Origin of the sequence: Gilliamella mensalis (assembly GCF_900103085.1) — a bacterium.
In the GTDB taxonomy this organism is placed as follows: Bacteria; Pseudomonadota; Gammaproteobacteria; order Enterobacterales; family Orbaceae; genus Gilliamella; species Gilliamella mensalis.
Genome location: NZ_FMWR01000009.1, coordinates 73499 through 90232, shown reverse-complemented (window position 1 = coordinate 90232; position 16734 = coordinate 73499). Strand labels below are relative to the sequence as shown.

The following is a 16734-nucleotide window of genomic DNA, read 5'->3' as shown; positions in this document are numbered from 1 at the left end:
ATCAATAGGATACCAAATCAATACGGTATCCTATTGTTTTTATTATTATTATTTTATTTTTATTGCCCAATAATGTAACCTTATTGAACGGTATTTTTATAAACAGTTATTTGTTTTAATTGCAAATATTTCCGTTTAAGTGAAAATACAATTTCACTAGAAGATATCGATTACTAAAAAGAATTATTATTAGGTTGTATTTGATTGTTCAGTTGTTCCATTCTTGTGTTGATTGAGGAAAAATTTCAGATAAATCTAATTATAATTTGAGAAAAGATTGAGACATAAAATTTAATATCTTGAAAAAAATAAATTTTTATCTTCTTATGATTGAAATAATTGTCTAAAAATAGATAAGGGAATAATCTTGCTGTAGGCATATATTTATTACAGACTTTTCTCAAATTACTGCAAATAATATGAGGATAAGCTATATAGTTTGCCCTTTTTTTAAAACTCAATAGCCATATCTAGCAAGATTATTAAGTTTATACCAATTGTGCTATTTGGTTATTTTACCGTATAGATCAAGCGAATTAATGTCTTTAATTTTCCTTTCATGTTGTTCTTGGCTACTATTGCGATATTTTTGTGGACTAAGTCCGATTCTTTTTTTGAAGATACGCGAAAAATATAGCTGGTCTTCAAACCCAATTGATCGACCAATATTGGCAATACTTAAATTTGTGGTTTGTAATAATATTTTTGCACGGCTTATTCGTTGTTCTTGCCGCCACTGGCCAATTGACATTCCTATCTGATCTTTAAAAATATGTGAAATTCGTGATGCAGATAAACACACTTTTTGTGCGACGTTATCTAACATCAATTCGTTTTCATCTAAAGTATCAATCAAATAATTACAAACCTGTAACACCCTTATATCAATGTCTTTAGAAGATTTGTTGGATGTTTCTTGTGCTCGTCTTATCAAAAATTGTTCCAACATGCTCATTGCTAAATTTTCTGAATAGATGGAGGTGGATTGTCCTATTTCGACAATTTTAATAAATAGTTGTTCCAGTTCTTTTTTTACTTTGATATTGGGGCGATAAAATCCGGTGTTTTCTATGCGGTTTTCCCAAGAGAGTAAATATTTCCATGTAGATCTTGGTTTAAAATAGATCCAAAAATGAAACCAGTTGCTTTCATCCTCTTTACGGCCATAAAGATGCGGTTCTTTAGGTGGAAAAAGTACAAAATCGCCAGGATGACAGTTAAATGAATCATTATTACGGTATATCGTGCCTTGTCCTGCATAGGTCAGATTGATGATATAACCATTTAATCCTTTTGGGCGATCTATAAAAAAATCAAATTTACCCGACTTTTCGATCGGTGTTAATCCAGATACAAGATGGACATTAAATGAATAGTCCGGTAGTAAAGGATCATTTTGCTGCACATTACTCATCTATTACTTCCTAACTCTTATACATTTTTTATTTTTACATAAAAATTTTTTTTGAATAGTATTAATTGTGAGATCTTTATCACAAAACAAATTATCTGGGCAGAATTGTCTATATTTTTAGCAGTAAATTACCTACTTATTTGAAGTTAAATTAATTATTCTTCCGAAAAAATCCATACTAATAAGTGTGTGAGGTGTAATTGGATGAGTAAAAAAATAGCAATTGGGTTAGATTTTGGTAGTGACTCTGTCAGGGCTTTGGCGGTTAATTGTCAAAATGGTCAGGAATTAGCCACCGATGTTGTTTATTATCCTCGTTGGGCAAAAGGGTTGTTTTGTGATCCTAAAAAAAATCAATTTAGACACCATCCTCTTGATTATATTGAATCAATGACACAAGCTATTCAATCTGTTGTCAAACAACTTAACACTGATGTTAACTATGTTGTTGCCATTGGTGTTGATTCAACCGGTTCAACCCCAGCACCGATCGATGAAAATGGTGACGTTTTAGCTTTAAAACCAGAATTTATGAATAATCCCAATGCGATGTTTATTTTGTGGAAAGATCATACTGCAGTAAATGAAGCTGAAGCTATCAATCAGCTGTGTGCAACAGAACCCTATTCTAAGTACTTGGCGTATTGTGGTGGCGTATATTCATCTGAATGGTTTTGGGCAAAAATTATGCATATTTTTGGTCAAGATAATGCAGTAAAGAAAGCTTCGTCTTCATGGATTGAATTATGTGATTGGGTACCGGCTTTATTATCAGGTACAACAGCACCAAATAAGATAAAGCGAGGTCGATGTGCTGCGGGTCATAAATGTTTTTGGAGCGAACAATGGGGGGGATTGCCGCCTTATGCATTTTTTGAAAAACTTGACGAGTCATTAGTTAATGCACTGCCATACCCACTATTTAAAGATACATATACTGCCGAGGAAAAAGTTGGCACCTTAACCCCTATGTGGGCTAAAAAATTAGGCTTACCACCATCAGTTGTCATTGCCGGCGGTGCGTTTGATTGTCATATGGGGGCAGTCGGTGCCGGCGCTGAACCTTATACTTTGGTAAAGGTAATTGGTACATCTACGTGCGATATTTTATTGGCTGAACGAAATGTCATTAAAGATCGTGCTATCAAAGGTATTTGTGGTCAAGTTGATGGTAGTGTGATGGCCAATTATATTGGGCTTGAAGCTGGGCAGTCGGCGTTTGGTGATATTTATGCATGGTATCAAAAGTTACTTAGTTGGCCGCTTGATCAGTTAGCAATACATTCGCCTGAATTGCAATTAAATGTTGAACAATTAAAACAGCAATTATTGCATCAATTGGCTGTACAGTGGTCACAAAATCCAAATCTAGACAATATTCCAGTGATTCTTGATTGGTTCAATGGTCGCAGAACGCCTTATGCAAATCAAAGACTTAAAGGCGTTATGACCAATTTAACTATTTCGACCGACGCTTTAACAATATTTGGCGGATTGATCTTATCTACCGCATTTGGGGCAAGAGCGATTATGGAATGTTTTATTAATCAGCATGTGCCGGTAAATAATATTGTTGCTTTAGGTGGCATCGCCAAAAAATCGCCCGTGATTATGCAAGTTTGTGCGGATGTGATGAATCGCCCCTTAAAAGTCGTCAATTCCGAACAGTGTTGTGCGCTTGGGGCTGCCATTTTTGCGGCTGTTTCTGCCAATCTCTATCCAGACATTCCAACCGCGCAAAAAGTTATGTCTAGTCAGATCGAAATCACTTTTATGCCTAATGCTGACCGGGTAGCAAAATATCAACAACTGTATGAAAAGTATTTAGTTTGGTCAGCGTCTTGCGAACCTAACTATTACCTTTAGTTTGTGCTCTAGCGATAAAATTTTGAAGGAGACCATAATGTTTATTTATAACGAAGCTGAGATTTGGTTTGTTGCCGGTAGTCAACATCTTTATGGACATCAGACACTTGAACAAATTAAAAAAAATATCCAATTGGTAACAGATTATTTTAATCAACAAGCTCATTTGCCCGTAAAAATTGTGCTTAAACCATTGGCAACAAAACCTGATGATATTTATACATTATGTCAAGAAGTTAACTATTCGTCTAAATGTGTTGGTTTGATCACTTGGCTGCATACGTTTTCGCCCGCAAAAATGTGGATCAGCGGTTTAACACATTTACAAAAACCTTTGCTGCAACTTCATACGCAATTTAACGAACAGGTGCCTTGGGATTCGATGGATATGGATTTTATGAATCTCAATCAAACAGCGCATGGTGGGCGCGAATTTGGATTTATTGGTTCACGTATGCGCCTTATTCATTCTATTGTAACTGGCTATTGGAAAGACAAAACTGTGCACGAGAAAATCGCACAATGGATGAGAGTTTGTGTGGCTATCAATGCAGAAAAAAACATGAAAGTGGTTCGCTTTGGTGACAATATGCGTGAAGTTGCTGTAACAGAAGGTAATAAAGTGTCGGCACAAATTAAATTTGGTTACTCTGTCAATACTCATGCGGTGGGTGATTTGGTGTCAGTTATTAATGCTGTTAGTGACACTGATGTCGCACAATTAATTGATGAATATGAAGCACTATATCAAATTAGCCCTGTTGCTCAAATCAATGGTGAAAAAAGACAAAATCTAATCGATGCAGCAAGAATAGAATTGGGTATTGAGCGATTCCTAGAGCAAGGAGGGTATACAGCATTTACCACAACTTTTGAAGATTTGCACGGTATGGCACAGTTGCCGGGACTTGCTGTTCAGCGATTAATGGCAAAAGGCTACGGTTTTGCTGCTGAGGGCGACTGGAAAACATCTGCGTTGCTTCGAACCATGAAAGTGATGGCAAAAGGTCTGTCAGGTGGTACCGCATTTATGGAAGATTACACTTATGATTTCACCAAAGGTAATGAACTGGTGATTGGCTCACATATGTTAGAAGTCTGTCCATCTATTGTCGATGATGGTGTTAAACCATTGCTAGATATTCAACCATTAGGAATTGGTAATAAAGCGGATCCTGCACGTCTTATTTTTGCTGCTAAACCAGGCTTTGCCATCAATGCGAGTTTAATTGATATAGGCAACCGTTTTCGACTGGTTACAAATGCATTAGAAACAGTTAAACAGCCACAACCATTGCCAAAATTACCGGTTGCCTGCGCTGTTTGGAAAACTAAACCATCGTTAGCGGTGTCTGCCGAAGCGTGGATTTTAGCTGGAGCTGCACATCATTCCGTGTATACCCAAGCACTATCAATGGACTATTTTAGGCTCTATGCACAACTTCATAATATTGAATTATTAGTTATTGATGATCAAACAGACATTAATCACTTTAGAAATGAGTTACGTTGGAACGAAATTGCCTATTGTCATCCTTATGCTTAACTGAATAGTTTAAGCTGATAATTGGGTTTGTTGTTGCCAATTATTGTTAACAATACAGAATTAATGGGGTAAATAGATGGATATGAATACACCTATACCGATGAATACGACAGAAAACTCGGCTAGAACGATGACATTTTTAATCGGCTTTTCGGCAGCAATGGCAGGACTATTGTTTGGTTTGGATATTGGCGTTATTGCAGGCGCGTTACCGTTTATCACTATTCAATTTGAACTTACTACTGAACTGCAAGAATGGGTAGTGAGTTCGATGATGTTAGGTGCCGCTATGGGTGCGTTATCAAATGGTTGGTTATCTTTTTATCTAGGTAGAAAATACAGCTTATTAGCAGGAGCTCTGTTTTTTATAATAAGTTGTTTTGGATCTGCCTTGGCGTCAAATGTTGAAGTGCTGCTTATTTGGCGAGTCATTTTAGGATTTTCAGTTGGGATCGCATCGTATACTGCGCCACTGTATCTTTCTGAAATGGCGCCCGAACATATTCGGGGAAAAATGATAGCCGGCTATCAATTGTTGGTGACCATTGGCATTTTATTAGCTTTTTTGTCTGATACCTATTTTAGTTTTACAGGTAATTGGCGAATGATGTTAGGTATCATTTCAGTACCGGCAATTATTTTATTTGTTGTTGTCATTTTTCTACCTAATAGCCCTAGATGGCTTGCATCGAAAGGTCGATTACAAGAAACAGAACAGGTACTCAAATCGATTCGCAGCGAACCTGAAAAAATCCAACAGGAATTTGATGATATCAAAAATAGCTTAACCCAAAAGCAACAAGGATGGACTTTATTTAAGGTAAATAAAAATGTACGTCGCACCGTTTACCTTGGTATGGCATTACAAGCAATGCAACAATTTACTGGTATGAATATTATTATGTACTATGCACCTAGAATTTTTAGCCTTGCTGGTTTCCAAACAACCGAACAACAAATGATAGCAACTATTATTGTGGGGCTTACTTTTGTATTAGCGACCTTTATTGCCATTTTTACCGTTGATAAATTAGGGCGTAAACCAATCCTAAAAGTTGGCTTTGGCATTATTGCATTAGGTACGCTTATATTAGGCATCTGCTTACAACTCATTGAAAATGGTCACGCATCATCAATCATTTCTTATGCGGCAGTCGGTATGGCAATTATGTGTATTGGTGGGTATGCAATGAGCGCAGCACCTGTAGTTTGGATTCTGTGTTCTGAAATTCAACCGCTCAAAAGTCGAGATTTTGGAGTAACTTGTTCAACGACAACAAACTGGATATCCAATATGATTATTGGCGCAACTTTCCTTACATTATTAAATTACATTGGGGTTGCACAAACATTTTGGTTATATACCGGCATGAATATTTTGTTCATTTTTATTGTTATCTTGTTTGTTCCTGAAACAAAAAATATTTCATTAGAACGCATTGAAAAAAACTTAATGGATGGGAAAAAATTACGTTATATCGGTGGTGATAACTAAAGGATAAATGATAAGTAACAATAAGTTAAATTAAACCTTCGTTACTTATCATTTAATTCATTTGTATTAAAAATAGGATGCTTTGCATGTTTACATTATTAAAAGAGCGCGTACTTGCTGCAAACTTATTATTGCCTTATTACCAACTTGTCACTTTTACCTGGGGTAATGTATCAGAAATTGATAGGCAAAACGGGGTTATTGCCATTAAACCATCTGGAGTTGCATACGATAAGCTTACTGTTGATGATATTGTTATCATTGATCTTAATGGCAATAAAGTAGAAGGCCGGCTTAATCCCTCAAGTGATACCGACACACACCTTGCACTTTATAAAGCTTTTGAGCAAATTGGTGGTATTATTCATACTCATTCACGCAATGCAACTATATGGTCGCAAGCGGGATTAGACATTCCCGCATTAGGTACCACCCACGCTGATTATTTTTATGGCGACATTCCTTGTACACGGATGTTAACAGCCGCAGAAATTGCAACCGATTATGAACAAAACACTGGTAAAGTTATTATTGAAGAATTTACTAAACGTTCAATAGATGTGATGGCGATACCTAGCGTATTGGTATACGGACACGGTCCTTTTGCGTGGGGAACAAATGCCGACAATGCTGTGCATAATGCTGTTGTTTTAGAAGAGGTGGCCGCAATGGCATTAGCGACCCGTAATCTTAATCTTGGCATAAAAATTCAACGCGAATTGTTAGATAAACATTATTATCGCAAACATGGTAAAAATGCTTATTATGGTCAAATATAAATTATTATTCATGCGTTGATCAAAAAAATAAAAAAGGGTCTTTTTTATTTTTCGTTTTTTCACTCTTAATAGCAGACTGGCCATCGGCTAATGGCGGGAGATTTAGGTATAAATGCTAAAAAACGTTGTAAATGAACGTAATCAAACCATGAAAAAACCGACATAAAAAGCATTATAACGCATAAAAAGCATGGTTATTAAGGTACTAGAGCACCAAAATAAAGCAATGAGAAAACAATCTGAACTTCGTAAAAACAAAAACAGATGTTAAAAGCACAATGTTTTTATAGCGATAAGTTAGACATGATGATTCAGGTCAAATTAATGACCTTATTGTATATTCAGGCTTATGATAATTGTGTAAAACAGCCTCACAATAAAATTATCTTGCACTAGCTCAATTTGAAAATAAGTTGCAAGAGTGGTTGAATAACACGGTCTCCCCCCTAGAGTTAAGGAAAGAGCTGTATGGGGCTAGTATGTAGGGTGAATATCTTAGGTTATTTTCACATGCCTGCTAGATCAAAGAACTCGCTAAAATGCGAGTTCTTTGCTAACTATTGGTATATGGTTATTTTTACACATAAATAGAATTAATTAAGACTATTCATGATTTATAGGTAGTACATTCAAAATTAAGCCATCTACAGCAATAACTTCAACACGTTGACCAACGTTAAGATCTTGATCGCATCTTGCTGACCATGTTCCGTCTTTGATTTTTACTCGACCTGAGCCATTAATAATAGCATCAGTGACAACTGTTTTAATACCAATTAAGTCTTGTTGTGGTTGATTGATTGCGCCTTTAGCTGATTTATCTTTACCTTGCTTTTTGAGCCAAAGCCACCAAAGGTAAGCAGATACAAGCGTTAGAATTGCAAATAAGATCCACAAAATTGGCCAAGAAAGCGATAAAACACAAGCAATTAAACCAACAATAATGGCTGCGATCCCACTCCAAAGCCCGTATCCACCAGTGCCTAGTAATTCTGCAATTAGCAACATACCACCTAAAGCAATAAACACCCAATGAGGAGAGTTATAAAAAACCATAAAAAAATCAGTCATCATCAATTACCTTTAAAATCCATTCAGTAAAAATCTTAAACATAGCGTTGATAGATTTTGTCAAAAAGTTTCAGGAAACACTATGTTTAAGTATAAAATTTGATTTTTTATTTTGTGTTTTTAATCAATTCTGCAATACCGCCAATGCTGCCCATTAAACTTGACGCATCAAGCGGCATCATAATTACTTTACTGTTATCCGCAGAGCCAATTTGTTGTAGCGCTTCAGTGTATTTTTGCGCAACAAAGTAGTTAATCGCATTAATATTACCCGCTGCGATTGCTTCAGATACCATTTGGGTTGCTCTGGCTTCTGCTTCGGCTGCACGTTCACGTGCTTCAGCTTGTAAAAAGGCTGATTGCTTTTCACCTTCTGCTTTTAAAATTTCAGACTGTTTTTCACCTTCTGAACGTAAAATTGCTGCTTGACGAACACCTTCTGCTTCAAGGATTTCAGCACGTTTATTACGTTCTGCTTTCATTTGCGCATTCATTGCAGCAATAAGTTCTGCTGGTGGACGAACGTCTCGGATTTCAATACGGGTAATTTTAATTCCCCATGGGCTAGTTGCGTCATCTACAATACTTAACAACTTAGAGTTAATGTGATCACGTTGCGATAACATTTCATCTAATTCCATGCTACCAAGTACAGTACGAATATTGGTCATCATTAAATTAATCACAGCACGCTCTAATTGATTTACTTGATATGCCGCTCTTGCTGCTTCTTGTACTTGAATAAAACACACTGCATCAATTTGTACGTTGGCATTATCTTTTGAAATGACTTCTTGTGATGGAATATCAAGTACCTGTTCCATCATATTAATCTTACGACCAACACCATCCATAAATGGAATAATAATATTTAGACCCGGTTCAAGCGTATGGGTATATTTACCAAAACGCTCAATGGTATATTGATAACCTTGAGGAACAATTGTAATGCCCTTTAAAACAGTAATAAAGGTAAGTAAAACCATAACGACGATGACAATATAAAATAGTGGCATAGTGTAAAAATCCTTATAAATTTTTATAATAAAAATGAATAAATTATTTTATAGATTATTGAATTTTTTAACCAGTTCTAATTGATGTCACCAGTTCTAATTGATGTCACCAGTTTTAATTGATGTTATATCAGCACATTGCCAATGTGCTAATTTATAATTTCCATTTTTTATGTGGTTTAAAATAACTTTTTATATAGTTTGAAATAACATTATAAAAATAAATTTGCTTAATGGGCGTATTGCTAGAATCAAAAAATGATTTGAACTAGCTCCCAATGACATGAAGATAGGTTTGGGATGATTTTTAATAAAAAATTTAGATTTTTACCGTAATCTATTGGTGAATTTTTAACTTAACGCTAAACTATGTAGCACTGCTACTGTCCATAATTATTGTCAATAAGTTTAGCTAGTATAACTAAACTACAAAATATAAATAAAAACAATAAATATGTTTCTAAACCATGCACCTAAACCATCTAAAGTATTAAGCTTATTTTTAGATATAACAATAAAACACAATAGGAATTAAAATGGAAGAAATGACGATTGATCAACAAATTGAACAGCTCAAAAAAATAACTCGGGAAGATGACGTCAAAAAATATATGGATGCTCAGTTTCGATTGGCTATCATTTATTATTTAGGTAAAAACGATATCGAACAAGCAGAAATTTGTTTATTAAAGATTGACAAGCAGGCCAATCCTGCGGCATATGCTCAAGCGCAATGTAATTTAGGTCAGATTTACGAATATGATAAAAAAGATATAAAGCAGGCAGAATTATATTATAACCATGTTGAAAGGCAGGATGATGCCCAAGCCTATGCTCGAGCGCAATGTAAATTAGGTCAGATTTACCAAATTGATAAAAAAGATATAAAGCAGGCAGAATTATATTATAACAAGGTTGAAAGAGAGGATGATGCCCAAGCCTATGCTCAAGCACAATGTAATTTAGGTGTGATTTACCAATATGATAAAAAAGATATAAAGCAGGCAGAATTATATTATAACAAGGTTGAAAGAGAGGATGATGCCGAAGCCTATGCTCAAGCGCAATGTAAATTAGGTCGGATTTACGAATATGATAAATATGATAAAAAGCAGGCAGAATTATATTATAACAAGGTTAAAAGAGAGGATAATGCCCAAGCCTATGCTCAAGCGCAATTCCTTTTAGGTAGGATTTACCAAGATAAAAAAAATGCCCCTGAAAAGGCTTATAAAGCTTTTTCACAATGCTGTAATAGTAACAATCCTGTTATTTTTAATTTAGCTAATTGTGCAGTAGGTGATTGTGTCTATTTTGATCAAATATCTACTAATTCAAAACCAGAATCAGAATCAGCTAAAACTTATTATCAAAATGTGAATTATGTAAGTGAATTATTTGGCAATTTTGTGATAGCCCAAATTATGTTAGCTGTATCTAATATTGAAGAAAACGATTTATTCAAAACTAGAGAGCGACGAGATGATTTAGTTATCAAGCCTATTTGTCAAATTAGAAAATTAACTGAGGAAATTCAACAGCAATTGCTTGTTACTTTTAAATTAGGCAAGTCAAAAAGCAAACCTGCGCAACAATTTGAACGACGGGTTGCACACTATACCAATCCTAATGTGTTATTTCAGCTTTTAAAAAATGATAGTCATGTCCGTTTAAATGTTGTCGATTTTATGAATGACCCAACCGAAAACCAAGTACTTAGCAATTGGTTAGGTATGAACAACGATCCCAATAGTGAAATAAAAAGCTTTTTAGCCAGTTTTACATTTAACCACAACTGTTTAAATCAATTTCGTTTATATGGCAATGAAAACAATATTATTGGTTCAGGTGTTAGTCTGGTGTTTAATCAATCTTTTTTTGGTAATAATGTTGAAAGTAGCATCAATCCTGATAGTGTCGCTCTTTTAAGTTATGATACAAAAGCGAAAGTAGCCAAAAGCGATTCTGAAGAGAATAAAGATGATGGAGACTCTAACAATATATGTTTTTTAGAGCCTTTACCATTATTCCGTTGTCTTTATTTTGATCCCAATAGTGAATATATTAGTATTGCAAAACGTAATAAATTTTCTTTTTACTTGGAACACCAAGGTAGTCTAGCTAAGACGATCGATGATGAATGGAATAATTATATAAACTTATTGGATGAAGAAAATAAAATAGCAAAAATTACAAAAAATTTAAAAGAAATAAAGAAGTTAATTAGAAAATTAAGAACAAAGAAAAACTTGAAAGCGTTTAGCAATCTCGATCAATTAATCAATTTAGCAATAATGCCCATCTCTTGCTTAATTAAACATGCGGCGTTTGAAGACGAAGATGAATGCCGAATGATTTATATTACCCATATTGCGGATAAAAAAATTCAAGCACCGAAAGAGTATGGTGATGCCAATAGTTTGTTTGTGAATTATGGTCAAGAAGTGGAAGATTATCTTGATAAGATCTATTTAGGTCCACAGTGCCAACCTCATCATAAATTGTGGATCACAAACCATGTTAGAACGCCTAAATCAAAATCAAGACTTAAGCTCATTAAAGTTGTGCAATCGGAAATGCCATTGCGTTAATTTTGGTAAAAGGACGCATTTATTGTTGGTTGCGTCCTTTAAAAAAATCACGATCACTCACCCATAGCAATTTTATTACTGTGCACAAAATATTCACTTGACATTGCATCATTGAACTAGTTTAATAGTACATAACTTATATTAAACAGATTAAAAATAATGAAACGACAATATTTTCTAACTCACATTCGTCAACATACTATTTTGGGTTGGTGGCGCATTGCTTTTGGCGGGTGATGTGATGATGTATTGTCTTCGTTTACAAAATCCGCTTAGTGCGGGTTTTGTCGTTTCTAGTAGGTCAAAGAATTGGTGTGAATAAAAATTAAACATAGATAGAGAGTCAACAATGAACAAGCCAACATTAACACAGATAACCAAAACCATTGGTTATTATCAAGATCCGACTCAAGTGTTTTGTCAATTATGTAATAACAGGCCGGCAACATTACTGCTTGAATCGGCTGAAATTGATAATAAGCAAGGTATTAAAAGTGTTATGATTGTTGATAGTGCATTACGCATTTCGGCAATAAACAATGAAGTCACTTTTAAGGCACTGACTACAAATGGTGAAAAACTATTACCTTTATTGCAACAGGCTTTTTTAGACAAGTTAGTCAATACACAAATAGATAAACAAACCCTTAAATTGGTTTTTCCGGTTATTGATAGTCTGCAAGATGAAGATTCGCGATTAAAGTCACTCTCAGTCTTTGATGCATTACGCACATTGTTAACTATTGTGAATATTCCTAAGCAATGCGGTCAAGATGCGGTTTTTGTTGGTGGGCTATTTTGTTACGATCTTGTTGCCGGTTTTGAAAATCTGCCTATGTTATCTTCTGATCAGCGTTGTGATGATTTCTGTTTTTATTTGGCTGAAACATTATTAGAGATAAATCATAAAGATCATGTATCCATTTTAAAAGCAACGGCGTTTACGTCAGACGAGCTAGAAATAGAACGCTTAACATTAACATTAGCCGAGTTAGAAGCAACTTTACATCAACCAATAAAAGCCATCCAACCCCAGTCGCTGGTAAATATCAAGGTCACCTGTAATAAAAGTGATGATGATTTCAATACAATTGTCAAAAAGATGCAAGATGCGATTCAGCAGGGAGAAATTTTCCAAGCTGTGCCTTCACGGCGTTTTACTTTACCTTGTCCAGAACCGTTATCGGCTTATCGGGTATTAAAAAATAACAACCCAAGCCCGTATATGTTTTATATGCAAGATAATGATTTTATATTATTTGGCGCATCGCCTGAAAGTGCACTTAAATACACTAAAGCAACCAATCAAGTTGAAATCTACCCTATTGCGGGTACCCGTCCACGTGGATTAACCGCCAAGGGTGAAATAGATTATGACTTAGATAGCCGGTTAGAGCTTGAAATGCGTACTGATAAAAAGGAGCTGGCTGAACACTTGATGTTAGTGGATTTAGCGCGTAACGATTTAGCCCGCATTTGTCAACCAGGTACTCGTTACACTAAAGAGTTATTAAAAGTGGATCGTTACTCGTTTGTCATGCATTTGGTTTCGCGTGTAGTGGGTCAGTTACGTAGTGATTTAGATGCGCTGCATGCTTATCAAGCCACCATGAATATGGGCACATTAACTGGTGCTCCCAAGGTTCGTGCTATGCAATTAATTGCCGAAACTGAAAAAGTTAAACGGGGTAGCTATGGTGGTGCTGTTGGTTATTTTACCGCGAATGGTGATTTGGATACCTGTATTGTAATTCGTAGTGCGTACGTAGAAGAGGGTGTTGCAACAGTACAAGCGGGTGCTGGTGTGGTTTTGGATTCTGAACCACAATCTGAATCTGATGAATCGCGTAATAAAGCGCGAGCTGTCATTCACGCGATTATGGCAGCACATCATGTAGAAGGTGAATTCTAATGGCTAATATCTTATTTATTGATAATATTGATTCCTTTACTTACAACTTGGTTGATCAATTACGTAATAGCAAGCATTGTGTGACTATTTATCGAAATACCATTCCTGCCGATGTTATTATTGAAAAACTGTCACAAATGCAAAATCCTATTTTAATGTTATCACCTGGTCCTGGCGCACCGAGCGAAGCGGGCTGTATGCCTGAATTGCTTAAACGCTTAAAAGGTAAATTACCTATTATTGGTATTTGCCTTGGTCATCAAGCGATTGTTGAATCTTATGGTGGAACAATTGTACCAGCCGGCGATATTTTGCATGGTAAAGCCTCGCTGATTGAACATGATCAGCAAGCGATGTTTAAAGGATTGCCCAATCTGCTACCGGTTGCGCGTTATCACTCTTTAAAAGGCGAAAATATTCCCAAAACACTCACTATTAATGCGCTTTGCAACAATGTTGTTATGGCGGTGCGTAATGATGAAGATCGTGTTTGTGGCTTTCAGTTTCACCCTGAATCAATTCTAACTATTCAAGGGGTAAAACTATTAGAGCAAACAATTGCGTGGGCACTTAATCCACCAGCAGAGAAAGAACAACCAAAACAAGAAGCTATTGTTGATAAGCAAGAGTACAATATTCAACCAACACTAAATAAATTGTATTTAGGACAAACATTAAGCCAAGAAGAAAGCAAAGTATTATTTAATTTAATTATTCAAGGAAAAATTGAACCAACGATATTGGCGAGTGCAATTATTAGTATGAAAGTTCGAGGCGAAAAACCTGATGAGATTGCAGGTGCCGCTCAGGCTTTACTTGAAAATGCAGATGCTTTTGATATTCCCGATTATGATTTTACCGATATTGTCGGCACCGGTGGTGATGGCACTAATAGCATTAATATCTCAACCGCCAGTGCCTTTGTGGCTGCAGCATTGGGTTATAAAGTGGCCAAACATGGTAATCGTGGTGTATCGAGTAAGTCAGGTTCTTCGGATGTGCTTTCTGCATTAGGCATTAAATTAAATATGTCGGCACAAGCTTCTCGTCAAGCATTAGATGAGCTTGGTGTGTGTTTTTTGTTTGCGCAGCAATATCATTCAGGCTTCCGTCATGCGGCGTCAGTTCGTCAGCAGTTAAAAACACGCACTATCTTTAATGTTCTTGGACCGTTGATCAATCCATCTCGTCCTAAACGTATTTTATTAGGTGTGTATCATCCTGATTTAATTAAACCGATCGCCGAAACATTACAAATGCTTAACTATCAACATGCTTATGTGGTGCATGGTGCAGGAATGGATGAGGTCGCTATTCATGGCGAAACTTACGTTGCTGAAGTGAAAAATGGCGAAATCCGATACTTTACTCTGACGCCTGATGATTTTGGCTTACCAACATTTACCTTAAAAGATATTGAAGGCGGTACGCCTGAGCAGAATCGTGATATGCTGCTTGCCATTTTACAAGGTCATGGTAAAGCGGCTCATCAGGCCGCTATTGCAGCCAATGTTGCGATGTTAATGAGCTTATTTGGTGAACTAGATTTAAAACAAAATGCGCAACGTGCAATTGATATGATGCGTAGTGGTAAAGCCTATGCGCTATTACAACAATTAGCAGCAAGATAATAAATGGAGAATAACATGGCAATTGCAGCATTAGTAAAAAATGTTGAAATGGCAACAGTATTAAAAAAGATCATTGAAGATAAGCAAGTTTGGTTAACTCAGCAGCAAGCAGTAAAGCCACTTGCGACTTTTCAATCCGCGGTAACCCCAAGTGATCGCAATTTTTATCAAGCGCTAAATCAACCTGAAACTGTCTTTATTTTAGAGTGTAAAAAAGCATCACCGTCGAAAGGATTAATTCGGGATGACTTTAATCCCGCTAGTATTGCTAAGGTTTATAATGATTATGCTTCAGTAATTTCGGTGCTGACTGACGAAAAATATTTCCAAGGTAGCTTTGAATTTTTACCGATAGTTCGCAATGAAGTGACACAACCAGTGCTTTGTAAAGATTTTGTTATCGACGAATATCAAATCTATTTAGCGCGTTATTATCAAGCTGATGCGATACTATTAATGTTATCTGTATTGACGGATGATGAATATCGTCATCTAAGTAAAATTGCTCATCAACTTAATATGGGGGTACTGACTGAAGCAAGTACTGATGCGGAAGTTGAACGTGCAATCAAGCTTGATGCTAAAGTGATCGGTATTAATAATCGTAATTTAAGGGATCTAACGGTTGATCTAAATCGGGTAAAAGTTTTATCTAAATCAATTCCTGACGATCGCATTATTATTAGTGAGTCAGGTATTTATACTCATAATCAAATTAAACAATTAAGCCATTACGCTCATGGATTTTTAATTGGTAGTGCGTTAATGTCTGAGCCAAACTTAACGTTGGCAATTCGCAAAGTAATGTTAGGCGAAAATAAAGTCTGTGGCTTAACACGCGCCGAAGACGCAGTAAATGCTTATCAAGCTGGTGCTGTCTATGGTGGTTTGATTTTTGTGCCAAATTCAGCGCGTTATATACAGCCAATTAAGGCACGATCTGTTATTGCCTCTGCACCACTGAATTGGGTTGGTGTTTTTCGAAATGAAGAGATTGAAACCGTATGCCAAATCGCAAAACAGTTATCTTTGTATGCTGTCCAACTGCATGGTGATGAAGATGAAAACTATATCGAAACATTACGACAAGAATTACCTAAAACTTGCCAAATTTGGAAAGCACTAAGTATTGGAAGCACCATCCCTAAACATGACAATCCATTAGTTTCACGCTATCTATTTGATAACGGGGCGGGTGGCACGGGTAAATGTTTTGATTGGACAATGCTTGCTAATCACAATTTAAATAATGTCATTTTAGCAGGTGGTATTAACCCAAAAAATATAAAGGCAGCGTTAGCGACAGGCGTGATGGGGGTTGATCTTAATTCAGGAGTTGAAGTTTCACCAGGAATTAAAGATAAACAGAAAATTCAAGCTGCATTTGAGCAAATTTAATTTTTAATTTAAAAA

Annotated in this window: 11 protein-coding genes; 8 read left to right on the top strand and 3 right to left on the bottom strand. The window is 35.9% G+C overall.

Annotation, left to right across the window (positions count from 1 at the left end; translation table 11 throughout):
- Positions 1-502: 502 nt before the first annotated feature.
- On the bottom strand, positions 503-1414 hold the full coding sequence (araC, locus tag BQ5209_RS05280; RefSeq protein WP_085247504.1) for an arabinose operon transcriptional regulator AraC: 912 nt from the start codon (positions 1412-1414) through the stop codon (positions 503-505).
- Positions 1415-1618: 204 nt separating this feature from the next.
- Between araC and BQ5209_RS05275 the strand changes: the two genes are divergently transcribed.
- From BQ5209_RS05275 to BQ5209_RS05260, 4 genes are all read left to right on the top strand, one after another.
- Positions 1619-3280: a ribulokinase gene (locus BQ5209_RS05275; protein ID WP_085247503.1), complete on the top strand. Its 1662-nt coding sequence runs from the start codon at positions 1619-1621 to the stop codon at positions 3278-3280.
- Between the two features lie 37 nt (positions 3281-3317).
- Entirely contained in the window at positions 3318-4826 is a 1509-nt protein-coding gene (araA, locus tag BQ5209_RS05270) for an L-arabinose isomerase (RefSeq protein ID WP_085247502.1), read from the top strand.
- Positions 4827-4902: 76 nt separating this feature from the next.
- Complete coding sequence (locus BQ5209_RS05265; RefSeq protein ID WP_085247501.1) at positions 4903-6321, top strand: sugar porter family MFS transporter; 1419 nt, start codon at positions 4903-4905, stop codon at positions 6319-6321.
- Between the two features lie 86 nt (positions 6322-6407).
- Positions 6408-7100, top strand: coding sequence for an L-ribulose-5-phosphate 4-epimerase (locus BQ5209_RS05260; protein ID WP_085247500.1), 693 nt, complete (start codon positions 6408-6410; stop codon positions 7098-7100).
- Positions 7101-7703: 603 nt separating this feature from the next.
- Here BQ5209_RS05260 and BQ5209_RS05255 read toward each other — a convergent pair.
- Positions 7704-8174, bottom strand: coding sequence for an NfeD family protein (locus tag BQ5209_RS05255; RefSeq protein ID WP_085247499.1), 471 nt, complete (start codon positions 8172-8174; stop codon positions 7704-7706).
- Positions 8175-8278: 104 nt separating this feature from the next.
- Positions 8279-9157: an SPFH domain-containing protein gene (locus BQ5209_RS05250; RefSeq protein ID WP_370737827.1), complete on the bottom strand. Its 879-nt coding sequence runs from the start codon at positions 9155-9157 to the stop codon at positions 8279-8281.
- Positions 9158-9723: 566 nt separating this feature from the next.
- Between BQ5209_RS05250 and BQ5209_RS05245 the strand changes: the two genes are divergently transcribed.
- The 4 genes from BQ5209_RS05245 to trpCF all read left to right on the top strand — a co-directional run bounded on the left by BQ5209_RS05245 (position 9724) and on the right by trpCF (position 16719).
- Entirely contained in the window at positions 9724-11778 is a 2055-nt protein-coding gene (locus BQ5209_RS05245; RefSeq protein WP_085247497.1) for a tetratricopeptide repeat protein, read from the top strand.
- A 349-nt stretch (positions 11779-12127) separates the two neighbouring features.
- Positions 12128-13690, top strand: coding sequence for an anthranilate synthase component 1 (locus tag BQ5209_RS05240; RefSeq protein WP_085247496.1), 1563 nt, complete (start codon positions 12128-12130; stop codon positions 13688-13690).
- Positions 13690-15321, top strand: a complete 1632-nt coding sequence (gene trpD, locus BQ5209_RS10790; protein ID WP_085247495.1) for a bifunctional anthranilate synthase glutamate amidotransferase component TrpG/anthranilate phosphoribosyltransferase TrpD — start codon at positions 13690-13692, stop codon at positions 15319-15321. Before BQ5209_RS05240 ends, trpD begins: the two co-directional genes overlap by 1 nt.
- A 15-nt stretch (positions 15322-15336) precedes the next feature.
- On the top strand, positions 15337-16719 hold the full coding sequence (gene trpCF / locus BQ5209_RS10785; RefSeq protein ID WP_085247494.1) for a bifunctional indole-3-glycerol-phosphate synthase TrpC/phosphoribosylanthranilate isomerase TrpF: 1383 nt from the start codon (positions 15337-15339) through the stop codon (positions 16717-16719).
- Positions 16720-16734 lie beyond the last annotated feature (15 nt).

Excerpts from the sequence above, each read along its gene's own strand:
- BQ5209_RS05255 (WP_085247499.1), bottom strand. The coding sequence starts at position 8,174 with ATGATGACTGATTTTTTTATGGTTTTTTATAACTCTCCTCATTGGGTG.
- BQ5209_RS05265 (WP_085247501.1), top strand. The coding sequence starts at position 4,903 with ATGGATATGAATACACCTATACCGATGAATACGACAGAAAACTCGGCT.
- BQ5209_RS05275 (WP_085247503.1), top strand. The coding sequence starts at position 1,619 with ATGAGTAAAAAAATAGCAATTGGGTTAGATTTTGGTAGTGACTCTGTC.
- trpD (WP_085247495.1), top strand. The coding sequence starts at position 13,690 with ATGGCTAATATCTTATTTATTGATAATATTGATTCCTTTACTTACAAC.
- araA (WP_085247502.1), top strand. The coding sequence starts at position 3,318 with ATGTTTATTTATAACGAAGCTGAGATTTGGTTTGTTGCCGGTAGTCAA.
- BQ5209_RS05245 (WP_085247497.1), top strand. The coding sequence starts at position 9,724 with ATGGAAGAAATGACGATTGATCAACAAATTGAACAGCTCAAAAAAATA.
- BQ5209_RS05260 (WP_085247500.1), top strand. The coding sequence starts at position 6,408 with ATGTTTACATTATTAAAAGAGCGCGTACTTGCTGCAAACTTATTATTG.
- BQ5209_RS05250 (WP_370737827.1), bottom strand. The coding sequence starts at position 9,157 with ATGGTTTTACTTACCTTTATTACTGTTTTAAAGGGCATTACAATTGTT.
- BQ5209_RS05240 (WP_085247496.1), top strand. The coding sequence starts at position 12,128 with ATGAACAAGCCAACATTAACACAGATAACCAAAACCATTGGTTATTAT.
- trpCF (WP_085247494.1), top strand. The coding sequence starts at position 15,337 with ATGGCAATTGCAGCATTAGTAAAAAATGTTGAAATGGCAACAGTATTA.
- araC (WP_085247504.1), bottom strand. The coding sequence starts at position 1,414 with ATGAGTAATGTGCAGCAAAATGATCCTTTACTACCGGACTATTCATTT.